General features: G+C 34.0%; 14 protein-coding genes and 1 tRNA gene. 12 read left to right on the top strand and 3 right to left on the bottom strand.

Features of this window, described 5'->3' with window-relative positions:
* Positions 1 to 7 precede the first annotated feature (7 nt).
* From PW52_RS16510 to PW52_RS16485, 6 genes are all read left to right on the top strand, one after another.
* A complete protein-coding gene (locus PW52_RS16510) occupies positions 8 to 1,084 on the top strand; it encodes an ABC transporter permease (protein ID WP_044634091.1) in 1,077 nt (358 codons plus the stop codon).
* Positions 1,085 to 1,127: 43 nt separating this feature from the next.
* Positions 1,128 to 1,619, top strand: coding sequence for a TlpA family protein disulfide reductase (locus PW52_RS16505; protein WP_044634090.1), 492 nt, complete (start codon positions 1,128 to 1,130; stop codon positions 1,617 to 1,619).
* Between the two features lie 80 nt (positions 1,620 to 1,699).
* The gene (gene tpiA, locus PW52_RS16500) at positions 1,700 to 2,449 is read left to right on the top strand and encodes a triose-phosphate isomerase (protein WP_044634089.1); all 750 of its coding nucleotides are present in this window, start codon (positions 1,700 to 1,702) and stop codon (positions 2,447 to 2,449) included.
* A 242-nt stretch (positions 2,450 to 2,691) separates the two neighbouring features.
* Positions 2,692 to 3,528 (top strand): 50S ribosomal protein L11 methyltransferase, encoded by an 837-nt coding sequence (prmA, locus tag PW52_RS16495; RefSeq protein WP_044634088.1) that lies wholly within the window; start codon positions 2,692 to 2,694, stop codon positions 3,526 to 3,528.
* Positions 3,529 to 3,559: 31 nt separating this feature from the next.
* Positions 3,560 to 3,835: an ATP-dependent Clp protease adaptor ClpS gene (locus tag PW52_RS16490; RefSeq protein ID WP_044634087.1), complete on the top strand. Its 276-nt coding sequence runs from the start codon at positions 3,560 to 3,562 to the stop codon at positions 3,833 to 3,835.
* A gap of 121 nt (positions 3,836 to 3,956) precedes the next feature.
* A tRNA-Arg gene (locus PW52_RS16485) sits at positions 3,957 to 4,030 on the top strand.
* Positions 4,031 to 4,269: 239 nt separating this feature from the next.
* Here the strand turns inward: PW52_RS16485 and xylA are convergent.
* From xylA to PW52_RS16470, 3 genes are read right to left on the bottom strand one after another with little or no spacing between them, the layout of a single operon-like run.
* On the bottom strand, positions 4,270 to 5,595 hold the full coding sequence (gene xylA / locus PW52_RS16480; RefSeq protein WP_044634086.1) for a xylose isomerase: 1,326 nt from the start codon (positions 5,593 to 5,595) through the stop codon (positions 4,270 to 4,272).
* 11 nt (positions 5,596 to 5,606) lie between these two features.
* The gene (locus PW52_RS16475; RefSeq protein WP_044634085.1) at positions 5,607 to 7,097 is read right to left on the bottom strand and encodes a xylulokinase; all 1,491 of its coding nucleotides are present in this window, start codon (positions 7,095 to 7,097) and stop codon (positions 5,607 to 5,609) included.
* Positions 7,097 to 8,083, bottom strand: coding sequence for a GntR family transcriptional regulator (locus tag PW52_RS16470; RefSeq protein WP_117584400.1), 987 nt, complete (start codon positions 8,081 to 8,083; stop codon positions 7,097 to 7,099). Before PW52_RS16470 ends, PW52_RS16475 begins: the two co-directional genes overlap by 1 nt.
* Before the next feature lie 203 nt (positions 8,084 to 8,286).
* On the opposite strand from PW52_RS16470, the gene PW52_RS16465 reads away from it, so the two are divergent.
* From PW52_RS16465 to PW52_RS16440, 6 genes are all read left to right on the top strand, one after another.
* The gene (locus PW52_RS16465) at positions 8,287 to 10,596 is read left to right on the top strand and encodes a chondroitinase-B domain-containing protein (protein WP_044634083.1); all 2,310 of its coding nucleotides are present in this window, start codon (positions 8,287 to 8,289) and stop codon (positions 10,594 to 10,596) included.
* Positions 10,597 to 11,021: 425 nt separating this feature from the next.
* Positions 11,022 to 14,081: a SusC/RagA family TonB-linked outer membrane protein gene (locus PW52_RS16460; RefSeq protein ID WP_044634082.1), complete on the top strand. Its 3,060-nt coding sequence runs from the start codon at positions 11,022 to 11,024 to the stop codon at positions 14,079 to 14,081.
* A 24-nt stretch (positions 14,082 to 14,105) separates the two neighbouring features.
* Positions 14,106 to 15,629, top strand: coding sequence for a RagB/SusD family nutrient uptake outer membrane protein (locus PW52_RS16455; RefSeq protein ID WP_044634104.1), 1,524 nt, complete (start codon positions 14,106 to 14,108; stop codon positions 15,627 to 15,629).
* A 193-nt stretch (positions 15,630 to 15,822) separates the two neighbouring features.
* Complete coding sequence (locus PW52_RS16450; RefSeq protein ID WP_044634081.1) at positions 15,823 to 17,112, top strand: MFS transporter; 1,290 nt, start codon at positions 15,823 to 15,825, stop codon at positions 17,110 to 17,112.
* Between the two features lie 17 nt (positions 17,113 to 17,129).
* A complete protein-coding gene (locus PW52_RS16445; protein WP_044634080.1) occupies positions 17,130 to 17,894 on the top strand; it encodes an SDR family NAD(P)-dependent oxidoreductase in 765 nt (254 codons plus the stop codon).
* 46 nt (positions 17,895 to 17,940) lie between these two features.
* The gene (locus PW52_RS16440; protein ID WP_044634079.1) at positions 17,941 to 18,987 is read left to right on the top strand and encodes a sugar kinase; all 1,047 of its coding nucleotides are present in this window, start codon (positions 17,941 to 17,943) and stop codon (positions 18,985 to 18,987) included.
* Positions 18,988 to 19,083: the final 96 nt, after the last annotated feature.

Raw genomic sequence — 19,083 nt, 5'->3', positions numbered from 1 at the left:
AAGCAGTCTGATAAATTATTTTATAAATAAAACTTCTTATGCATTACTCACCTTATTTGGTGTAGTTACGGTTATATTCTTTCTGTTTAATGTATTACCTGGCGATCCGGCACAAATGATGCTTGGTCAAAATGAAGATAGCGAGCAGCTCGCATTGGTAAAACATAAGTATGGTTTCGATAAGCCAGTTACAACCCAGTATTTTTACTATTTAAACGATTTATCGCCTATTTCATTTCACTCCAAAAGTGAAACCGATTATACGTTTTTACAAGACGGAAAGTATAATGCAGCTCGATTGTTTTCAATAGGAAATACCATGGTTGTATTAAAACTTCCATATTTGCGCGAATCGTTTACAAAACAAGGTAAAAAAGTGAGCGATGTTTTAAAAGAAACCTTGCCAAACACCTTTGTTTTGGCGGTATCTGCAATAATTATAGCCATGATTTTGGGTGTAATTTTAGGTATAGTTTCTGCGCTATACAAAGACCAATGGCTCGATAAAACCATTCAAATATTTAGTACCTTAGGTATGAGTGTGCCATCGTTTTTTAGTGCCATTTTATTTGCTTGGTTATTTGGTTTTGTACTTCATAAATATACCAATTTAGAAATGACAGGCAGCCTTTACGAACTCGACGATTTTGGTGAAGCTATGCATATTAAATGGAAAAATTTAATACTTCCTGCAATCGTTTTAGGTATTCGCCCGTTGGCAGTTGTTATTCAGCTTATGCGTAATTCGCTGTTAGAAGTGTTTAATCAAGATTACATTCGCACTGCCAGAGCCAAAGGGCTTAGCGAGTTTCAAATTATAAAAAAACACGCCGTTAAAAATGCCTTAAATCCTGTGGTTACTGCAATTTCGGGTTGGTTCGCTTCCATGTTAGCAGGAGCTGTTTTTGTAGAGTATATTTTCGGGTGGAATGGCCTCGGAAAAGAAATTGTAAATGCTTTAAATACGCTCGATTTACCAATTATAATGGGCGCCGTATTAATAATTGCCATTATGTTTGTAATTATTAATATTCTTGTCGACTTAATATATGTTTGGTTAGATCCAAAGGTAAAACTTAATTAATCTTCAATAGCTGCGAAAGCGCATTCAAATTCAAATTTTATAAATGAAAAAACTAAGTTTAGTAATATTAACTGTTGTAACATTTTTAAGCTGTAACAAGCAAGAACCAACACAATTTTCAGAAGAAGCTTTAAACGATACCTTTATTTCTTTAGCAGGAAACCAAGTTTCTTTTCAATCTATTTTAAACAAACATAAAGGAAAAACTATTGTTATCGATATTTGGGCGTCTTGGTGCAGCGATTGTATAAAAAACATGCCCAAAGTAAAAAAGTTACAAGCTCAATTTCCAGACGTAGAATACGTGTTTTTATCTTTAGATAGAAGTATCGATTCCTGGAAACATGGTATAAATAAATATCAAGTTACTGGCGATCATTATTATTTACCAAACGCTAAAGATTGTGCTTTTGCAGATTTTGTAAATATTAGCTGGATTCCTCGATATATGGTAATAAATAAGGCTGGCGAAATCGTTGTATTTAATGTAATTGAAGCTGATGACGAAAAGTTGCTAGAAGCTATTAAAAATTAAGTATTTTAGCATAGTATAATTCGAATAATCATAAATAAAACAAATTAATACCTTCTTTTTACGAAGGTTACCATACGATCATGAGAAAAAATATAGTAGCCGGAAACTGGAAAATGAATAACGATTTAGCGCAAACTCAAGCCTTAATCACAAATTTAAAAACCCAAACTAAAACTTCGAATGCCGAAGTTTTGGTAGCACCAACCTTTACCAACCTTTACAGTGCTTTCGAAACATTAAAAGGAACAGATATCGAAGTTGTTGCACAAAACATGCATTTTGCAGAAAATGGTGCATATACAGGCGAAATTAGTGCAGCTATGTTAAAAAGCATAGGAATAAAAACGGTAATATTAGGTCACAGCGAACGTCGTGCATACTTTAACGAAACCGACGAGCTTCTTGCCAAAAAAGTAGATGCAGCCTTAGCTAGCGATATGACCGTGATTTTTTGTTTTGGCGAAGAGTTGGCCGACAGAAAATCGGGTAATCACGAGCAAGTTGTCGAAGATCAAATTAAAAATGCATTATTCCATTTAAAATCATGGGATTATAAAAATATAGTATTGGCTTACGAACCAGTTTGGGCCATTGGTACCGGAGAAACAGCTTCTCCAGAGCAAGCGCAAGACATGCACGCACACATTCGAAAAACCTTGGCAGACCATTATGGTTACGATACTGCAAACGACGTATCCATTTTATACGGCGGTAGTGTAAAACCAAACAACGCTAACGAAATATTTGGCAAGCCCGATGTAGACGGTGGTTTAATTGGTGGTGCGTCGCTAAAAGCCGAAGATTTCTTTGCCATAGTAAACGCCTTTTAAAAATAAAATAATTTGGGCGTTACCTTGCTTTGGGCAAGGTCGGGCTTTCGGTAGTCGCTACCTCCTTCGTCGGTGAGCTTCAACAATACCTCAATCCCTAACGCGGGCATATTTGCCAAAACCAGTTATAAAACATAAAACCTGTTAAGTTTATTAAAGCTTAGCAGGTTTTTTGGTTTTATACAAAATCAAAAGTCTAGCTTTATTTTTTAGTAACTATCTTTGCAGCCTAAAAATAGCATATGTCAAATCCAATATATTTAGGATATTATTTTAAAGTAGAACCGCAACAACCAGCCGTAGAAATTTTAATTGCCGAATTAGGCTACGCAGGTTTCGAGAGTTTTGTAGAAACTGAAGAAGGCGTAACAGCATATATTCAAAAAGAAGAGTGGAACCAATCTATTCTAGAAGATATACAAATATTAAATTCCGAGGAGTTTAAAATAACCTTCACCTTCGAAGAAATAGAGCAAACCAATTGGAATGCCGAATGGGAAAAAAACTTTAAGCCAATAGTTGTAGACGATGCTTGTGCAGTTCGCGCACCATTTCATGAAAAATTTAATGTAGAATACGACATTGTTATCGAGCCAAAAATGAGTTTTGGCACCGGCCACCATGAAACCACACACATGATGATTCAGCACATCTTAAAAAACGATTTTAAAGACAAATCGGTTTTAGATATGGGTTGTGGTACAGGTGTTTTAGCCATTTTAGCCGAAAAAAAAGGAGCAAAACCAATTGACGCTGTCGATTATGATAATTGGTGCTATTTAAATAGTTTAGAAAATGTAGAGCGTAATAACAGCCAACACATTACAGTTATTGAAGGCGACGCCAGCGTATTGGGCAAAAATAAATATGATGTTATAATTGCAAACATAAACCGAAACATTTTATTACAAGATATGGCAACATATGTGTCTTGTTTAAATAAAGGAGGTCTGTTGTTTTTAAGTGGTTTTTATAGTGACGATATTCCAATTATTCAAGAAGCTTGCGAAAATTTATTGTTAAAATTCGAAGAAAATTTTGAAAGAAATAACTGGGTTTCGTTAAAATTTATAAATTAGTAAAAAATTATCACCTATTACCTGTAATTACATGAGTACCAAAGAAAAAGCGCTGGAAGATGTACTACTTCAAGAAAAAGTTTCTACTCAAAATGAAATAGTATTGTACAACGACGATGTAAATACCTTCGATCATGTTATCGAAACTTTAATTTATGTTTGCGAGCATACCTTAGAACAAGCAGAGCAGTGCACTATTTTAGTACACTATAAAGGTAAATGTACCGTAAAAACTGGTGGCTACGACGATTTAAAACCACGATGCTCAAAACTTTTAGAGGCTGGTTTAAGCGCAGAAATTATTTAAATCTTACTATTACCTTTTTTATTTTTTGGGAATACCAGTTTGGTGTAAATATCTCCTAAAAAATATTAAATATATTTTGGTGGTATATTAATAAAAATATATATTTGCACCCACAAAAAACGGCCGCGTGGCGCAACTGAATAGCGCACTTGATTACGGCTCAAGAGGTTGCAGGTTTGAATCCTGCCGCGGTCACAAAAAGCTTCAAGAAATTGAAGCTTTTTTTTATGCTTTAATTTAAAATTCTACACTGCTATAATCAATTTTTTATATAAGAGGAGACTGACTAAAAAGATAGAAAATCTGTCATTCTGAATTTATTTCAGAATCTTAACATTGATTTTCGTTAGTTTGAAGAATCTAAAACGAGTTCAGATTAACAAAACATGTATCCTTTTAGTCAGCCTCTTTATTAACTCTAATTAAAAAAATAATTAGATATACTGATTGATTATATTCTCGAACAATTCTTGTTTACCGCTTTGTAAAGGTAATTCGCCGTTTTCTTGAGCGATATTATATAAATCGGTTAAGCTTAATTTACCAGCTTCAAAATCTTTTCCTTTTCCAGAATCAAAGCTGCTGTAACGTTCTTTTCTTAACTTATCGTAAGGCGACGACGAAATAATTTTATCGGCAGTAATTAAAGCTCTAGCAAAGGTGTCGGCACCACCAATGTGAGCTAAAAATACATCTTCTAAATCGGTTGAATTTCTTCTAATTTTAGCATCAAAATTAACACCACCACCTTGTAAACCACCAGCTTTTAAAAATACAAGCATAGCTTCGGTAGTTTCTTGAATGTTGTTAGGAAACTGGTCTGTATCCCAGCCGTTTTGGTAATCGCCACGGTTAGCATCTAAGCTACCTAACATACCGGCTTTTGCTGCCACTTCAATTTCATGTTGAAAAGTGTGTTGTGCTAACGTCGCGTGATTTACTTCAATATTAATTTTAAAATCTTTATCTAAACCATATTCTTTTAAGAAACCAATAGCAGTCGCCGAATCGAAATCGTATTGGTGTTTCATTGGTTCCATAGGTTTTGGCTCAATAAAGAAGTTTCCTTTAAAACCTTGAGCTCTAGCATAATCTCTAGCCATGGTTAAAAATTGCCCCATGTGGTCTAGTTCGCGCCCCATATCGGTATTTAATAAGCTCATGTAACCTTCGCGACCTCCCCAGAATACATAGTTTTCACCATTTAAAGCAATAGTAGCATCTAAAGCCAATTTAATTTGTCCGCCAGCTCTGGCAACCACATTAAAATCTGGGTTTGTAGAAGCACCATTCATGTATCTTGGATTAGAAAAACAGTTGGCTGTACCCCAAAGTAATTTTACACCCGAAGCAGCTTGTTTCTCTTTTAAATACTCGGTAATTGCAGCTAAGTTAGATTCTAGTTCGCCAAACGAATTACCTTCGCGTACTAAATCTACATCGTGGAAACAGTAGTAGCCAAATCCCATTTTTGTAATAAATTCGAATGCAGCATCGGCTTTATCTTTTGCAGCTTGAACAGCGTTGGTTGAAGCATCCCAAGGGAAGTTTAAAGTTCCAGGACCAAACGGGTCGCTTCCTTGTCCGCAAAACGTATGCCAGTAAGCCACAGAAAATTTAAACCATTCTTTCATAGTTTTGCCAGCAACAACTTGGTCTGGATTGTAATATTTAAACGCTAAAGGGTTATCTGACTCTTTGCCTTCAAATTTAATTTCTCCAATACCTTTATAGTATTCTTTATTTCCTATTAATGCCATGTTTTTAAAATTTAGTTATTGTTTTTTAATATAATTTCTAATTCGTTTTTCCAATTGTTATAAGCTTCTTTATAAGCGGTGTTATCTTTTAAAGGTTTATATGTCATAACATAGTCGTTTTCCATAATGCCTTTACCAAAACCTTCGAAATCGCCTTCATGCAATTTCGCTGCACGAGCGGCTCCAATAGCTCCGGTTGTGTTGTAAATTTCAATGTCTTGATTAATTAAGGTTGCTACGGTATTTGCAAAAATTTCTGAGCGGTATAAATTATCGTTTCCGGCACGTATAACGGTTGGTTTTATACCATCGGACTTTAAAATTTCCATGCCATATACAAATGAAAACGCGATACCTTCTAATGCAGCACGACATAAATGCCCTTTATTATGATTGTTGAGGTTAAGGTTTAAAATACGCGTACCTACATCTTTATTGTTTAGCATACGTTCTGCACCATTGCCAAACGGAATTATACACACGCCATCGCTACCAACAGGAATATTGTTGGTAAGTTGGTTCATGTCTTCATAAGATTCAACAGCGAGATTGTTTAACAACCATCTATATTGAATTCCTGCACCGTTAATACAAAGTAATTTCCCGATGCGTGCTTCATCTCCTTTTGAATAATTTACGTGAGCAAAATTGTTTACTCTAGAGCTTTCTTTTACAGATAAGTTATTAGTGATCGCATAAATTACACCCGAAGTTCCACCAGTTGAAGCGACTTCACCAGGGTTAAAAACATTTAAAGATAGGGCGTTATTGGGTTGGTCGCCAGCTCTATAAAAAATTGGGGTTCCGGCTAGTAATCCGCTACTTTTAGCTCCAGCTTCATTTACAACAGATTGTTTACCAAAAGTAGCAACAATATCGGGCACTAAGTTTTTATGAATGCCATAATGGTCTAATAAAAAATCGGCAATATCGTCTTTACTAAAATCCCAAAAAACACCTTCAGATAATCCTGAAATTGTGGTATTTATGGTGTTGGAGAATTTATAGGCAATATAATCTCCTGGTAACATAAACTTGTGAATTTTTTCGAAAACTTCGGGTTCGTTTTGTTTTACCCAGCTTAGTTTAGATGCCGTAAAATTTGACGGAGAATTTAGCAAGTTGGTATTACAAGTATTTTCGCCTATAGATTTGAACGCGTTATTACCAATTTCAACCGCTCTACTATCGCACCAAATAATACTTTTTCGTAATGGTTTACCTGCTTTATCTACAACCACCAAACCATGCATTTGGTACGAAATACCTATACCAACAATTTGTTCGTTAGTAACGTTGTTTTCACTTTTTAAACGGGTAATAGCGTTGCAAACATGTTGCCACCAAAGGTCTGGGTCTTGTTCGGCCCAACCGTTTTTTTTGGCGTACATGTCCATTTCTTGTTTTGGTTCTTGCACAACAGCAATGCTTTTACTGGTTTTGGTGTTAACCAAAGCAGCTTTAATTGAAGAACTTCCTATGTCTAATCCTAAATAATACATTATAATGAGTCTCTTAAAATAAGTTTAGTTGGTATAAATTTTTGTATTGATTGTTCTTGGTTTATAAATGAAGCCGCAAGGTTTCCCATGGCTTTAAAGTCGGTTGAAATAACCGAAATACCTTTGTAAATAAAGGGCTTCATTGGTGTTTCGTTGTAAGATAAAAAACCAACATCTGTTCCCGGTTCTAGGTTTTTATTTCGGCATTGTTCTAAAAACATACCCAAAACCCGATCGCTTACACTTAAATATGCATCGTGTTTTTTTACTTCAAATTCATTAATATCTGTAACAATTTTATATGTTATTCTTTTAGCTTTGCAAAATTGTTTAAAATGAGTAACAGCTTCGACAGGATGATAGGTAAACGTTGGATATACTAATACAAAGCGTTTATATTTCTGTAACGCTGGTAGCACTTCTTTTAAAACTTCTGCGAAAGCGTTACCAAAATCCTGAAATACATAATTGTTGCTTTTTTTAGCATGAATATTCCAATCGATTAATAATAGCTTGTCGTTATCAAAATCTGAAAGTACGCTTGGAACCTCCTTATGGTTAAAGCTCATTACAACATATTTGTAATATTTGCCTTTTCCGTTATTTAAAATGGTTTTAAAATTATTAATGTTATAATGATGGAATTGTACATCGACGATTACTTTTTTAGGTAAGTTTTTTACAAAAGCGTGGTACAAAACTTCTTTATAGGCCTTAAAAGTATCGAGCACTAACAAAACTTTACGTGTATCGTTTGCAATAAAATAGCCTTTGTTAGGTACCGATTCTATAACACCATTATCTTTTAAAATGGAGTAGGCCTTAAAAACAGTATCGCGAGATAAGTGATAATCTTTACAAACATTATTTACTGATGGCAAGGCATCGCCACTGCTTAATGTATTGTTAGCAAGGGCATCGTTAACGGCGTTAACTAGCTGTTGGTATTTTGGTAATTCTATGTTTAAATCTATTGATAAATCCACTATCCGTTCTGTTCTGTTCTGGTTTGTAAAAATAGTAATTTTTTTAATGTGAAATGATTTTTTTAAAGAATAAGAACTTATGCTATATGTAGAGGCGATAAATAATTAACAGTTATAATTTTGGAATTAAAAGTCAAAACATTACTTTTGGAAAACCAGAATGGTTAACCAGTTTGGAAAACCAAAAAAACTAAACTATAATTATGAGTAAATTTTATGTCTTTTTAATTGTTTCTGTTTTATTTTTTTCTTGTGAAACATCAAAAAACACTCAAAAAAACCTTGTTGTAAATAATTCTGAAGAACTTAATGATGCTATAGATCATGCGCAGCCGGACGATGTAATTATATTAAAAAATGGTAATTGGGAAAATTTGGAAATAAATTTTAAGGCAAACGGTACTGAAAATCACCCTATAACTATTAAAGCAGAAACGCCAGGTGGTGTTATTATTTCGGGAGTATCACAATTAAAATTTGGAGGTAATTATTTAGTTGTAGACGGACTTCATTTTAAAGGAGGTTATGCTAAAGGAAATGTAGTAGATTTTAAATTGGATGATGAGCATATTGGTAACCATTGTACTCTAACAAACAGTGTAATTGAAGATTTTAATAAAATGGAACGCGACGATTCCGATCGTTGGGTGCAATTCTGGGGAAGACATAATACGTTAAGCAATTGTTATATTGGAGGAAAAACAAATCGCGGACCAACTATTCGAATCGATTTAAAAGGAAATGAGCACATTAATAACCATCACAGAATTATTAATAATCATTTTGGACCTCGCCCTCCAAAAGGTGGTGCAAGTGGTGAAACTATTCAATTAGGCGATAGTTATACGTCTATGGCACCAAGCTACACTTTAGTAGAAAATAATTTATTTGAAGAGTGTAATGGTGAGGTCGAGATTATTTCTAGCAAAACAAACTTCAATCAGTTTAAAAATAATGTGTTTTATAAAAGTGAAGGGTCTTTGGTAACCAGACACGGAAATTACTGTACTATTGAAGGTAACTATTTTATTGGAGATGGCGTAAATAAAAATATAGGTGGTATTCGTGTTATTAACACAGGGCATACCATAATTAATAATTATTTCTGCAATTTAATTGGTGAAAGTTTTAGAAGTCCGTTAGCTGTAATGAATGGTATTCCAAAATCTCCTCAAAACAGGTATAACCAAGTTACCGATGTTGTAGTGGCATACAATTCGTATGTAAATTGTAAGTCGCCATGGCAATTTGGAGTAGGAGTAAATACCGATCAAAAAGATGTATTGCCAGCATCCGAAATTCGTTCGGCAATTCCAATTAGAACAATAGTTGCGAATAATACTGTATATAATTCTAAAGCAGATAGTTTAATTGTTGTGACACACGATAAAATTGAAGGCGTAACGTTTAAAAGTAATGCAATCAATAATCAAGGCGGATATTTTAATGCAGTAGAAGGTTTATCGGCTTCAAATTTTGAAGTTAAAGCTATTTCTGAAAATATTTATATTCCTACTGAAAGTTTAAATGTTGAACCATACGTAGGTTTTGATTTTGATAAGATCACTGAAGATTTATTTGGCAATTCAAGAGCTTCAAATAATAATATTGGTGCTTTTGTTTCTACCGAAGCGATTAATCCAGAAATATTGGATAAATCTAAATATGGTCCATCTTGGTTTTCACAAGAACAAAATACTAGTGAAGTTCAGACTTTTGAAGTTGGTCCAGGAGAAGATATTCAGAAAAAAATTGATGAAGCACAAAATGGAGATGTAATTTTGTTGAGTGCAGGAAGCTATTCAGTTTTAAATTCATTGGAAATTTCAAAAGCTATAACCGTTAAGGCAAAAACAAAGGGTGAAACTATTATAAATTATAATGGCGAAACTGGTACTGCGCTTTTTGAGCTTCATCCAAAAGGGTTTTTGAATGTAGACGGATTAGTTTTACAAGGTAATAACTCGACGAAAGCCTTTGCCTCCTTAAAAGAAAACATGTTTACTCACTTTGGTTTAAATGTAAACAATACAGCAATTCGAGGTTTCAATTTTGCTTTGAAAGTATATAAACAAGCTTTTGCCGAACATATTACTTTTGCAAATACTTCCATTTTAAATTGTGAAAATGGTTTAGAATTATCTGAGGAAATAAATGACAAAGGAGACTACAATACTGAATACTTAACAATAAAAAACTGCGAGTTTAACAATGTTAAACAAAACGTTATTGATTATTATCGTGGTGGCTACGACGAATCTACAATTGGAGGGAACTTAATAGTTGAAAATTCTGTGTTTATAAATTCCGGAGGTAAAGAAAAAAATGGCATTTTGATAAATCATCGAGGAATTGTAAATGTGACGTTAATAGACAATACATTTAAAAGTAATCCAGTAAAATTAGTAGCCTTATTGTGGGGTGCTAAAAACAATTCAGCGGTTAACAATACTATTATAAATTCTGGAAGTATCATCACAGAACAAAATTTAAAATTAACATTAATGTACTAGTATAGTTTAAACTCGTTATTTGAATGTTATAGTAGGGGACTTCCGCTTCAAATGGTCTTAAATCTTAATTACTAACTTCATAAGGCTAATAATATTAATTAATAAATTATTGTTTTTAAATAAAATTAAGCATATATTTGGAAAACCAAATTGGTTTACCAGTTTGAATAACCAATTTTAATTAAATAAAACACTGTATAACTTTAAATAAATTAAACTAAATATGATGTAAACGAGTGAGATTAAAAAACCGGAAAGACTTTGATTTTCTGGAAAAACGTAAAGTAAAACTTTACGTGTGTGTATTTCTAGATACAAAATAAAGATGTCAAGAAAAAAATCCTTATTAAGTATTTGGTTGAAACAATTAAAAGGGCGTAGAAAACCACTGAAAACGTCCTAAAATTAAACTAAAAAGACTAATTATGAATTTAAAAATTAAACTAACTTTATTAACACTGTTTTCTAGTGTGATGTTATTCGCTCAAAGCGGAATTACAATTAAAGGAACGGTGGTTTCGGCTACGGATAACGTTCCCATTCCAGGTGTAAATGTTATCGTGCAAAATTCTACGAATGGAACAACAACCGATTTTGACGGAAATTACCAAATTTCTGTAAAGAAAGGTGATGTGATTCAGTTTTCTTATATTGGTTTTGTAACAAAATCTATAACTATTGGAGATCAATCTACATTAAATGTATCTTTAAGTGAAGATTTAGCAGAATTAGAAGAAATTGTAGTAGTAGGTTACGGTGCTCGTAAAAAAAGTGATTTAACAGGTTCTGTTTCTGCAGTAAAGGCTGATGAATTAACTGCATTTCCAGTTCTTGACGCAGAACAAGCGTTACAAGGTCGTGCTGCGGGTGTAAATGTACAATCTAATAATGGTGGTGAGCCAGGAGCGCCTATAAGTGTGCGTATTCGTGGTAATACTTCTATTAACGCGAGTAGTGCACCTTTAATTGTTGTTGATGGTTTCGTTGGAGCTTCAATGCCTCAACCAGGAGATATCCAATCTATTCAAGTTTTAAAAGATGCATCTGCAACAGCTATTTATGGTTCTCAAGGAGCTAATGGTGTTGTAATGGTTACAACTAAAAAAGGTCGTTCTGGAAAAATTAATATTGAAGTAAACTCGAATTACTCAATTCAAAGTACGGCTAATAAATTAGATTTATTAAATGCTGATGATTTTACCGATTACCAAAACGCTGTTAGACAAAATGTAGCATTAACAAATGGTAACACGCCAACACCATATGTAAGAGGTGATTTTGATACCGATTGGCAAGATTTAATATACAGAACGGGTAACACACAAAACCACCAACTTTCTGTTTCAGGTGGTTCTGAAAAAATGAAATTTTATTTATCAGGAACGTATTTTCAACAAGATGGTGTGTTAATTAATTCAGATTACGAAAGAGTTTCTGTTTTAGCTAACTTAGATGCCCAGGTTACAGATAAATTGCAATTAGGAGCCAACTTAACAACTAATGTTAGTCAAAAGGCCGGTGTTACTACACAATCAAACGGTTCTGTGACAGTTGGTGGAGACGATGTAGTTTCTTTAGCGATGCGTTTCGATCCGAATAAAGGAATTTACGATGCCAATGGTAATTTCTCTACAAATGATTTAATTGGAGATCCTGTAGATAACCCATGGGCTGTGGCAACACAAAGAGACGACGATACTGAAATTGAAAACTTTAGAGCAAATTTCTTTGCTAATTACGATATTTTAGAAGGCTTAACTTTTAAAACTACCTTTGGTTTAAGCTCACGTAATACGTTTAGAGGTATTTACATGCCTAGAACTTTAATTGTTACCGCTTCTGGTGTAAATGGTAGAGCCATTATTGATGAAGATAAAACAAATAGTGTTTTAACCGAGAGTTATTTAACCTATAATAAAGAAATAGGTAAAGGTATTTTAACGTTATTAGGAGGTTACTCTTTTCAAAAAACTACAAACAAAGGGTCTTATTCTGAAGGCACAGGAACTATTAGAGATTCGTTTTCTTACTACGGACTATATACTGCTACCAATTTAATTAATGGTGAAGGTGGCGATATTTATTTTAACGAAAGAGAAATTCAATCGTTTTTTGGTAGAGTTAATTTTGATTACGACGATAAATACTTGTTCACTGCAACCGTAAGACGTGATGGATCGTCTAGTTTCGCAGCAAACGAAAAATATGCAACATTCCCATCGGCTGCATTAGGCTGGAAAGTTTCTAACGAAGACTTCTTAAAAGATAACAATGTTATTTCAAACTTAAAATTAAGAGGTAGTTACGGGGTTACAGGTACTCAATCTATTCCTGCATACCAATCTTTAGCCATCTTAAGCAGTTTATATGCGTCTAGCAATGGAGAAACCGTTGCGGCTGTTACGCCATTCCAAAATGCTAACCCTAACTTGAAATGGGAATCATCATACCAAACTAACGTTGGTTTAGATTTAGGTTTATTGAATAACGCAATTTCTTTATCGTTAGATTATTATAACATCGATACTAAAGATGTGTTAATGGTAGATAATAGTATTCCAGATTACTTTGGGTTATTAAATAGTAACATTATTACTAACGCAGGTGAAATTAATAATAAAGGTTTCGAAATTTCATTAAACACCAGAAACATTTCTAAAGAAGATTTTTCTTGGACAACAGATTTCGTATTCTCAAAAAATAAAAACACAGCTACTAAGCTTATTAATGGAGACGATTATTTCCGTAATGGTGCGCCAAGTTACTTTAGTGTAAATAACACGAGTTTGTTAAGAGAAGGTGAAGAAGTGGGCTTATTCTGGGGCTTTGATTATGCAGGTGTTTACCAAGGTGGAGACTTACCAGCCGGAACTGCAACGTTACCTAACGGGGTAGCTGGAGATCCATTATTTTACGATATTGACGAAAGTGGAGATATTACCAACGACGATAGAACTATTATTGGTAATCCTAACCCAGATTTTACTTGGGGTCTTACAAATACGTTTACTTATAAAAATATCGATTTAAATATCTTTTTCCAAGGGTCTGAAGGTGGTCAAATTTTTAACATGACTAATGTGCAGTTAAACAATGGTGATGCTAATACTACTTACGATTATTATAATAGCGCATGGACAGCAACAAATACAAATACCAATCAACCAAGAGTTGGTAATAATAGTTCAAGAGAAATGTCCTCTCGTTTTGTCGAGGATGGTAGCTATGTGCGTTTAAAAAACTTAGCTATTGGTTATACTTTCGATACCAGTATAATAGAAAAATTAGGTATGGAGCGATTAAGACTATCTGTTAGTGGACAAAACTTATTAACATTTACAGATTACTCTGGTTTAGATCCAGAAGTGAATTACTTTGGTTCTGCGGGAGATAATAACACAAGCAGTAACACAGTTAAAGGTTTCGATTTTGGAAATTATCCAACTGTTAGATCTTTTACATTTAGCTTAAGTGCGAAATTTTAATTGTTAATTTTAAAGAAAAAAAATATGAATACTTACAAATATATATTGTTATTTATGGGTATAGCCTTAATGGGATGTTCAGATTTAGAAGAATCTCCTATTGCTTTACTAGACCCTGACGGATATTTTCAAACAACTGAAGATTTACAAGCTGGAATAGACGGTTCGTTAACACATGCAATAAATGAAGAAATTTGGGGAAGAAAATTATCAATTGCCTTAATGCTTCGCTCTGATATGGTAAATTTACAATCTTCTCAAACAAGAAGAGTTGAAATGAATACACATACCATTACAGGAGATAACGAAATGGTATACGACCCATGGAAGAGAATTTATTTAGGAATTTCTGCTGCTAATACAGTAATTCAAGGAGCAAATGGCGTTAATGAAGAGGAGTCAGTTTTAAACCCAATTGTAGCACAAGCCTATTTTGCAAGAGCATTTTACTATTTCCATTTAGTTAGACTTTTTGGAGATGTACCTTATTTCGATGAGCCTATTTCTGATATTTCAGCTAAATCTGTAAGCTGTACACCAGAAGCAGAAGTTTATGCTAATATTATTTCGGATTTAGAATTTGCAGAAGAATGGTTGCCAAATACAGTTTCTACAAGAGCCAAGCCTTCTAAAGCTGCTGCAAAATCTTATTTAGCATTAGTGTATTTAACAATGGCAGGAACTAGTGATGCTACTTATTTTCAAATGGCCTACGATAAAGCTAAAGAAGTTATTACTAATAAAGGAACCTACGACATTGATTTAGATCCAGATTTTCAAACTTTGTTTAACGCTAACTTAATCGATGCTTCAAAAGAGCCTATCTTTGCTTTAGATTATAATAATGTGGAAGCGCCAAACAATGCCTACGATCAAACCGCTCCAATGACAGGAATTAGAGGTGACGACGACGATCAAGGTTGGTCGGTAGCTGTACCTACAATGGCTGTTTACGATTCTTTCGATCCAGACGATTACCGTACTCGTGTTAGTTTCCAAACAGAAGCAACCATAGGTGGTACAACTGTTGATTATACAAACTTTACCATTAGTGGTCATGGTGATGCTGCAAACCAGCCATACATTGCTAAATATACACGTTACCCAGGGCCATACGCTCGTGGTAATAAAAGAGCTACAAGTCATAATTATTCAATGATTCGTTATGCTGAAGTATTATTAATTGCTGCTGAAGCAGGTGTTGAAATAGGAGCAGCAGACGCTGTAGATTTTCTGAATGAAGTAAGGGAAAGAGCTAGAAATGGAGGTAACTCTACCAATGGAGGATATGTCGAAGAAACTGTTCCTGCAAGTAGTGTGCCTGCAGATTTAACTTCTATAACGGTTGATGATGTTTTAGAAGAAAGAAGAATAGAATTAGCTTTTGAAGGTAAAAGATGGTATGATATTAAAAGAAGACAATTAGGAGATGTTGTATTTAGTGCCTCCGGTTATGAAGGCGATAAACCAGATTGGAATGCATCAGAAGATTACGATACACCAATTCCTCAGGATGAAATAGACCGAAATCCTAATCTTACTAATTAAGATTTATAACCTACAAGCTTTTACAATCAATAATTTAGTTTTTCTGTTTGTATAAAGTCAAATTCAAGTTTTACTGGTGCTTTAAAGTGCCAGTAAAACTTAAAAAATAATATAACATTGTTTAAACTATAATTAAGCTTTAAAAAAATACAGAAACTAATTATTTAACCTTATAAACTAAACTTATTGTATTATGAAATTAAAAGGATTACGCTGGTGGATTATTGGACTTATCTTTCTAGCAACAGTTATTAATTATATAGATAGAACAGCTTTTGCGCTTCTTTGGCCAGAAATGGGTGAAGATTTAGGAATGGATAATTCCGATTACGCTATTATGCTTAATATTTTTATGGCTACATATGCTATAGGTAAGTTTGCCTCTGGTAAACTTTACGATGTAATTGGAACCAGACTTGGTTTTACCGTGTCAATTATTGTATGGTCGGTAGCCTCTGTATTTCATGCATTTGCAAGAGGTTTAGTGTCACTTTCTGTAGTTCGAGGTTTATTAGGTTTAGGAGAAGCTGGTAACTGGCCAGGAGCAGTAAAAAGTAATGGGGAATGGTTTCCAATAAAAGAGCGAGCAACGGCTCAAGGTATATTTAATGCAGGAGCATCGATAGGAAATGTTATAGCCCCGTTTGTAATTGTGTTTTTATATACACAGTTTGGTTGGAAAACAACTTATATTATTTTGGGTGCAGTTGGTATGCTTTGGGTAATTCCTTGGTTATTTATTAACAAAGCAAAACCAGAAGATCATGCTTGGATTACAGATAAAGAACGTGATTTAATTTTAAATGATAGAATTGATGATGAGGAGGAAGACAAGGACAAACCAAAAGGGTTAAGTGTTAAACAAATACTAAGCCATAAAGAATCTTGGGGCGTTTTATTATGTCGGTTTTTTATAGAGCCTATTTGGTGGTTTTTTGTAGGTTGGATGCCGCTATACCTTGCCGATAGATTTGGTCTTAATATTAAAGAAACACAAACTATCTGGATTTCTTATTTAATGGCTGCAGTAGGAAGTATTTTAGGAGGTATGTTTACAGGATACTTAATGAAAAAGTACTCAGTTAATATTTCAAGAAAAATAACTATTTCAATAGGAGGAATTTTAATTCTTTTAGCCTTTGTAGGTATTATTACTTTAGTACGTGAAGATAACTTTATGACCTTTATTTATCTAGCTGGTTTAGCACTATTTGGTTTTCAGTTTGCTATTGGCAATATTCAAACAATTTCTAGTGATTTATTTAGTGGGCCTTCAGTAGGAACTCTAGCAGGATTGGCTGGTACTATTGCAGCTGTTTCACCAATGATTATGAACTGGTTTGTAGGTCAAATTACAGAAAGTTCATATACACCAGCATTCGTTGCAATTTGTGTTTCGGTAATATTAGGGGTATTGTCTATTTTCATTTTTATAAAAAATATTGGACCGGTTAGAAAACATCACATTAGTAAATATAATTAACATATAAAATAATCAAAATGAGTAATTCAAACAAAAAAGTAGCAGTAATAACTGGAGCAACTGGAGGTATTGGTTTTCAAGTAGCAAAACGTTTAGGTCAAGACGGTTATACCGTTATATTAAATGGTATAGAAGATGAAGCTGGAGCAGAGCGTGTTAAACAATTAACCGACGAAGGTATTACTGCCGAATATTACGGTTTTGATGTTACTAAAGAAGAAGAAGTAACAGAAAATATCGTAAAAATTGGAGAAAAATACGGAAGAATTGATGCTTTAATTAATAATGCAGGTGGATTAGGTGGTCGTTCTAGATTCGAGGAAATGACTACTGAGTTTTACCGTTTCGTTATGGCTTTAAATTTAGATTCAACTTTTTTCGCATCTAGAGCTGCTATTCCTTACTTAAAGAAAGGTGAAAATGCATCTATTATTAACTATACTTCTATTGCAGGATGGAATGCTGGTGGACCTGGAGCAGGTGTTTACGGTACTTCAAAAGCTGCTGTGCATGCTATAACTAGAGCATTAGCTAAAGATTTAGCTGAATATGGTATTCGTGTTAATGCAGTTTCTCCTGGTACTATTGATACAGATTTCCACAAGCAAATTAAATCTACGAAACCAGAAGTATTCGCTTCATGGAAAAACAATATTTTATTGGGTAGATTAGGTCAACCTGAAGATGTAGCTTCAGTTGTTTCTTTCTTAGTTAGTGACGCTGCGGCATTCTTAACTGCTGAAACAATTCAAGTAGGTGGAGGCCAAGGATTGGGTATTTAATTTTTAAAATAACCTTTGAGAAACACAAAACACAAACTATAAATAAATGAGTAAAGTAGTAACATTTGGGGAAATTATGTTAAGATTAGCCCCACAAGGATTTTTAAGATTTTCGCAAGCGAGTAGCTTCGATGTTGTATACGGTGGTGGAGAATCAAACGTTGCAGTTTCTTTAGCTAATTATGGGGTTCCAGTAGATTTTGTAACACGTTTACCAAAAAATGATATTGGAGAATGTGCCATGATGGAAATGCGTAAGCGTGGCGTAAATGTAGATAAAATTGTATGGGGTGGAGACCGTTTAGGAATCTATTTTCTTGAAACAGGAGCTGTAAGTAGAGGTAGTAAAGTAGTTTACGATCGTGCGCATTCAGCTATTTCTGAAATCGAATCAGGAATGATCGATTGGGATGCTGTTTTCGATGGGGTAGAGTGGTTTCACTGGACAGGTATTACACCAGCTATTTCTCAAGGTGCTGCCGATGTTTGTTTAGAAGCTGTTAAGGCTGCTAGCGAAAAAGGGATTACAATTTCAACCGATTTAAATTACCGTGCTAAACTTTGGAAATACTGTGACGATGCACATCGAGAAGCTGTAATGACAGAATTAACTTCTTACTGTGATATCGTTTTAGGTAACGAAGAGGACGCAGAAATGCACTTTGGAATTAAACCAGAAGGTATTAGTGTACAAACTGAAGGACACAACGTAAAAGCAGAAGCTTTCTTATCGGTTTGTAAGCAAATGATGGAGAAATTCCCAAGAGCTAAAAAGGTAATTACTACTTTAAGAGGATCTATATCTGCTTCTCACAACACGTGGGCAGGAGTTTTATACGATGGTAAAAAAATGTACGAAACACGTCAATACCAAATTACAGATATCGTTGATCGCGTAGGTGGAGGCGATTCGTTTATGGGTGGATTAATCTACGGATTATTAAAATACCCAGAAGACGATCAAAATGCATTAGATTTTGCCGTTGCAGCTTCATGTTTAAAACACACAATTAAAGGTGATGCGAACTTAGCAACCGTAGCCGAAGTTGAAAAACTTATGGGTGGTGATGCTTCAGGTCGTGTAGCTCGATAATTAAAATAATTCTAATAAAGCTGTTATATTTTTTATATAGCAGCTTTATTAATTTAAAGCATTTTATAAAATGGCACAATTTTCAAGATTAGAGGT

It is taken from the genome of Neotamlana sedimentorum (assembly GCF_000943565.1).
GTDB classification, from domain to species: domain Bacteria; phylum Bacteroidota; class Bacteroidia; order Flavobacteriales; family Flavobacteriaceae; genus Neotamlana; species Neotamlana sedimentorum.
The sequence above is the reverse complement of the archived record's forward strand: the minus strand, read 5'-3'. Positions and strand labels throughout refer to the sequence as shown.

Excerpts from the sequence above, each read along its gene's own strand:
- PW52_RS16440 (WP_044634079.1), top strand. The coding sequence starts at position 17,941 with ATGAGTAAAGTAGTAACATTTGGGGAAATTATGTTAAGATTAGCCCCA.
- prmA (WP_044634088.1), top strand. The coding sequence starts at position 2,692 with ATGTCAAATCCAATATATTTAGGATATTATTTTAAAGTAGAACCGCAA.
- PW52_RS16505 (WP_044634090.1), top strand. The coding sequence starts at position 1,128 with ATGAAAAAACTAAGTTTAGTAATATTAACTGTTGTAACATTTTTAAGC.
- PW52_RS16465 (WP_044634083.1), top strand. The coding sequence starts at position 8,287 with ATGAGTAAATTTTATGTCTTTTTAATTGTTTCTGTTTTATTTTTTTCT.
- PW52_RS16445 (WP_044634080.1), top strand. The coding sequence starts at position 17,130 with ATGAGTAATTCAAACAAAAAAGTAGCAGTAATAACTGGAGCAACTGGA.
- PW52_RS16490 (WP_044634087.1), top strand. The coding sequence starts at position 3,560 with ATGAGTACCAAAGAAAAAGCGCTGGAAGATGTACTACTTCAAGAAAAA.
- PW52_RS16475 (WP_044634085.1), bottom strand. The coding sequence starts at position 7,097 with ATGTATTATTTAGGATTAGACATAGGAAGTTCTTCAATTAAAGCTGCT.
- PW52_RS16455 (WP_044634104.1), top strand. The coding sequence starts at position 14,106 with ATGAATACTTACAAATATATATTGTTATTTATGGGTATAGCCTTAATG.
- xylA (WP_044634086.1), bottom strand. The coding sequence starts at position 5,595 with ATGGCATTAATAGGAAATAAAGAATACTATAAAGGTATTGGAGAAATT.
- PW52_RS16450 (WP_044634081.1), top strand. The coding sequence starts at position 15,823 with ATGAAATTAAAAGGATTACGCTGGTGGATTATTGGACTTATCTTTCTA.
- tpiA (WP_044634089.1), top strand. The coding sequence starts at position 1,700 with ATGAGAAAAAATATAGTAGCCGGAAACTGGAAAATGAATAACGATTTA.
- PW52_RS16460 (WP_044634082.1), top strand. The coding sequence starts at position 11,022 with ATGAATTTAAAAATTAAACTAACTTTATTAACACTGTTTTCTAGTGTG.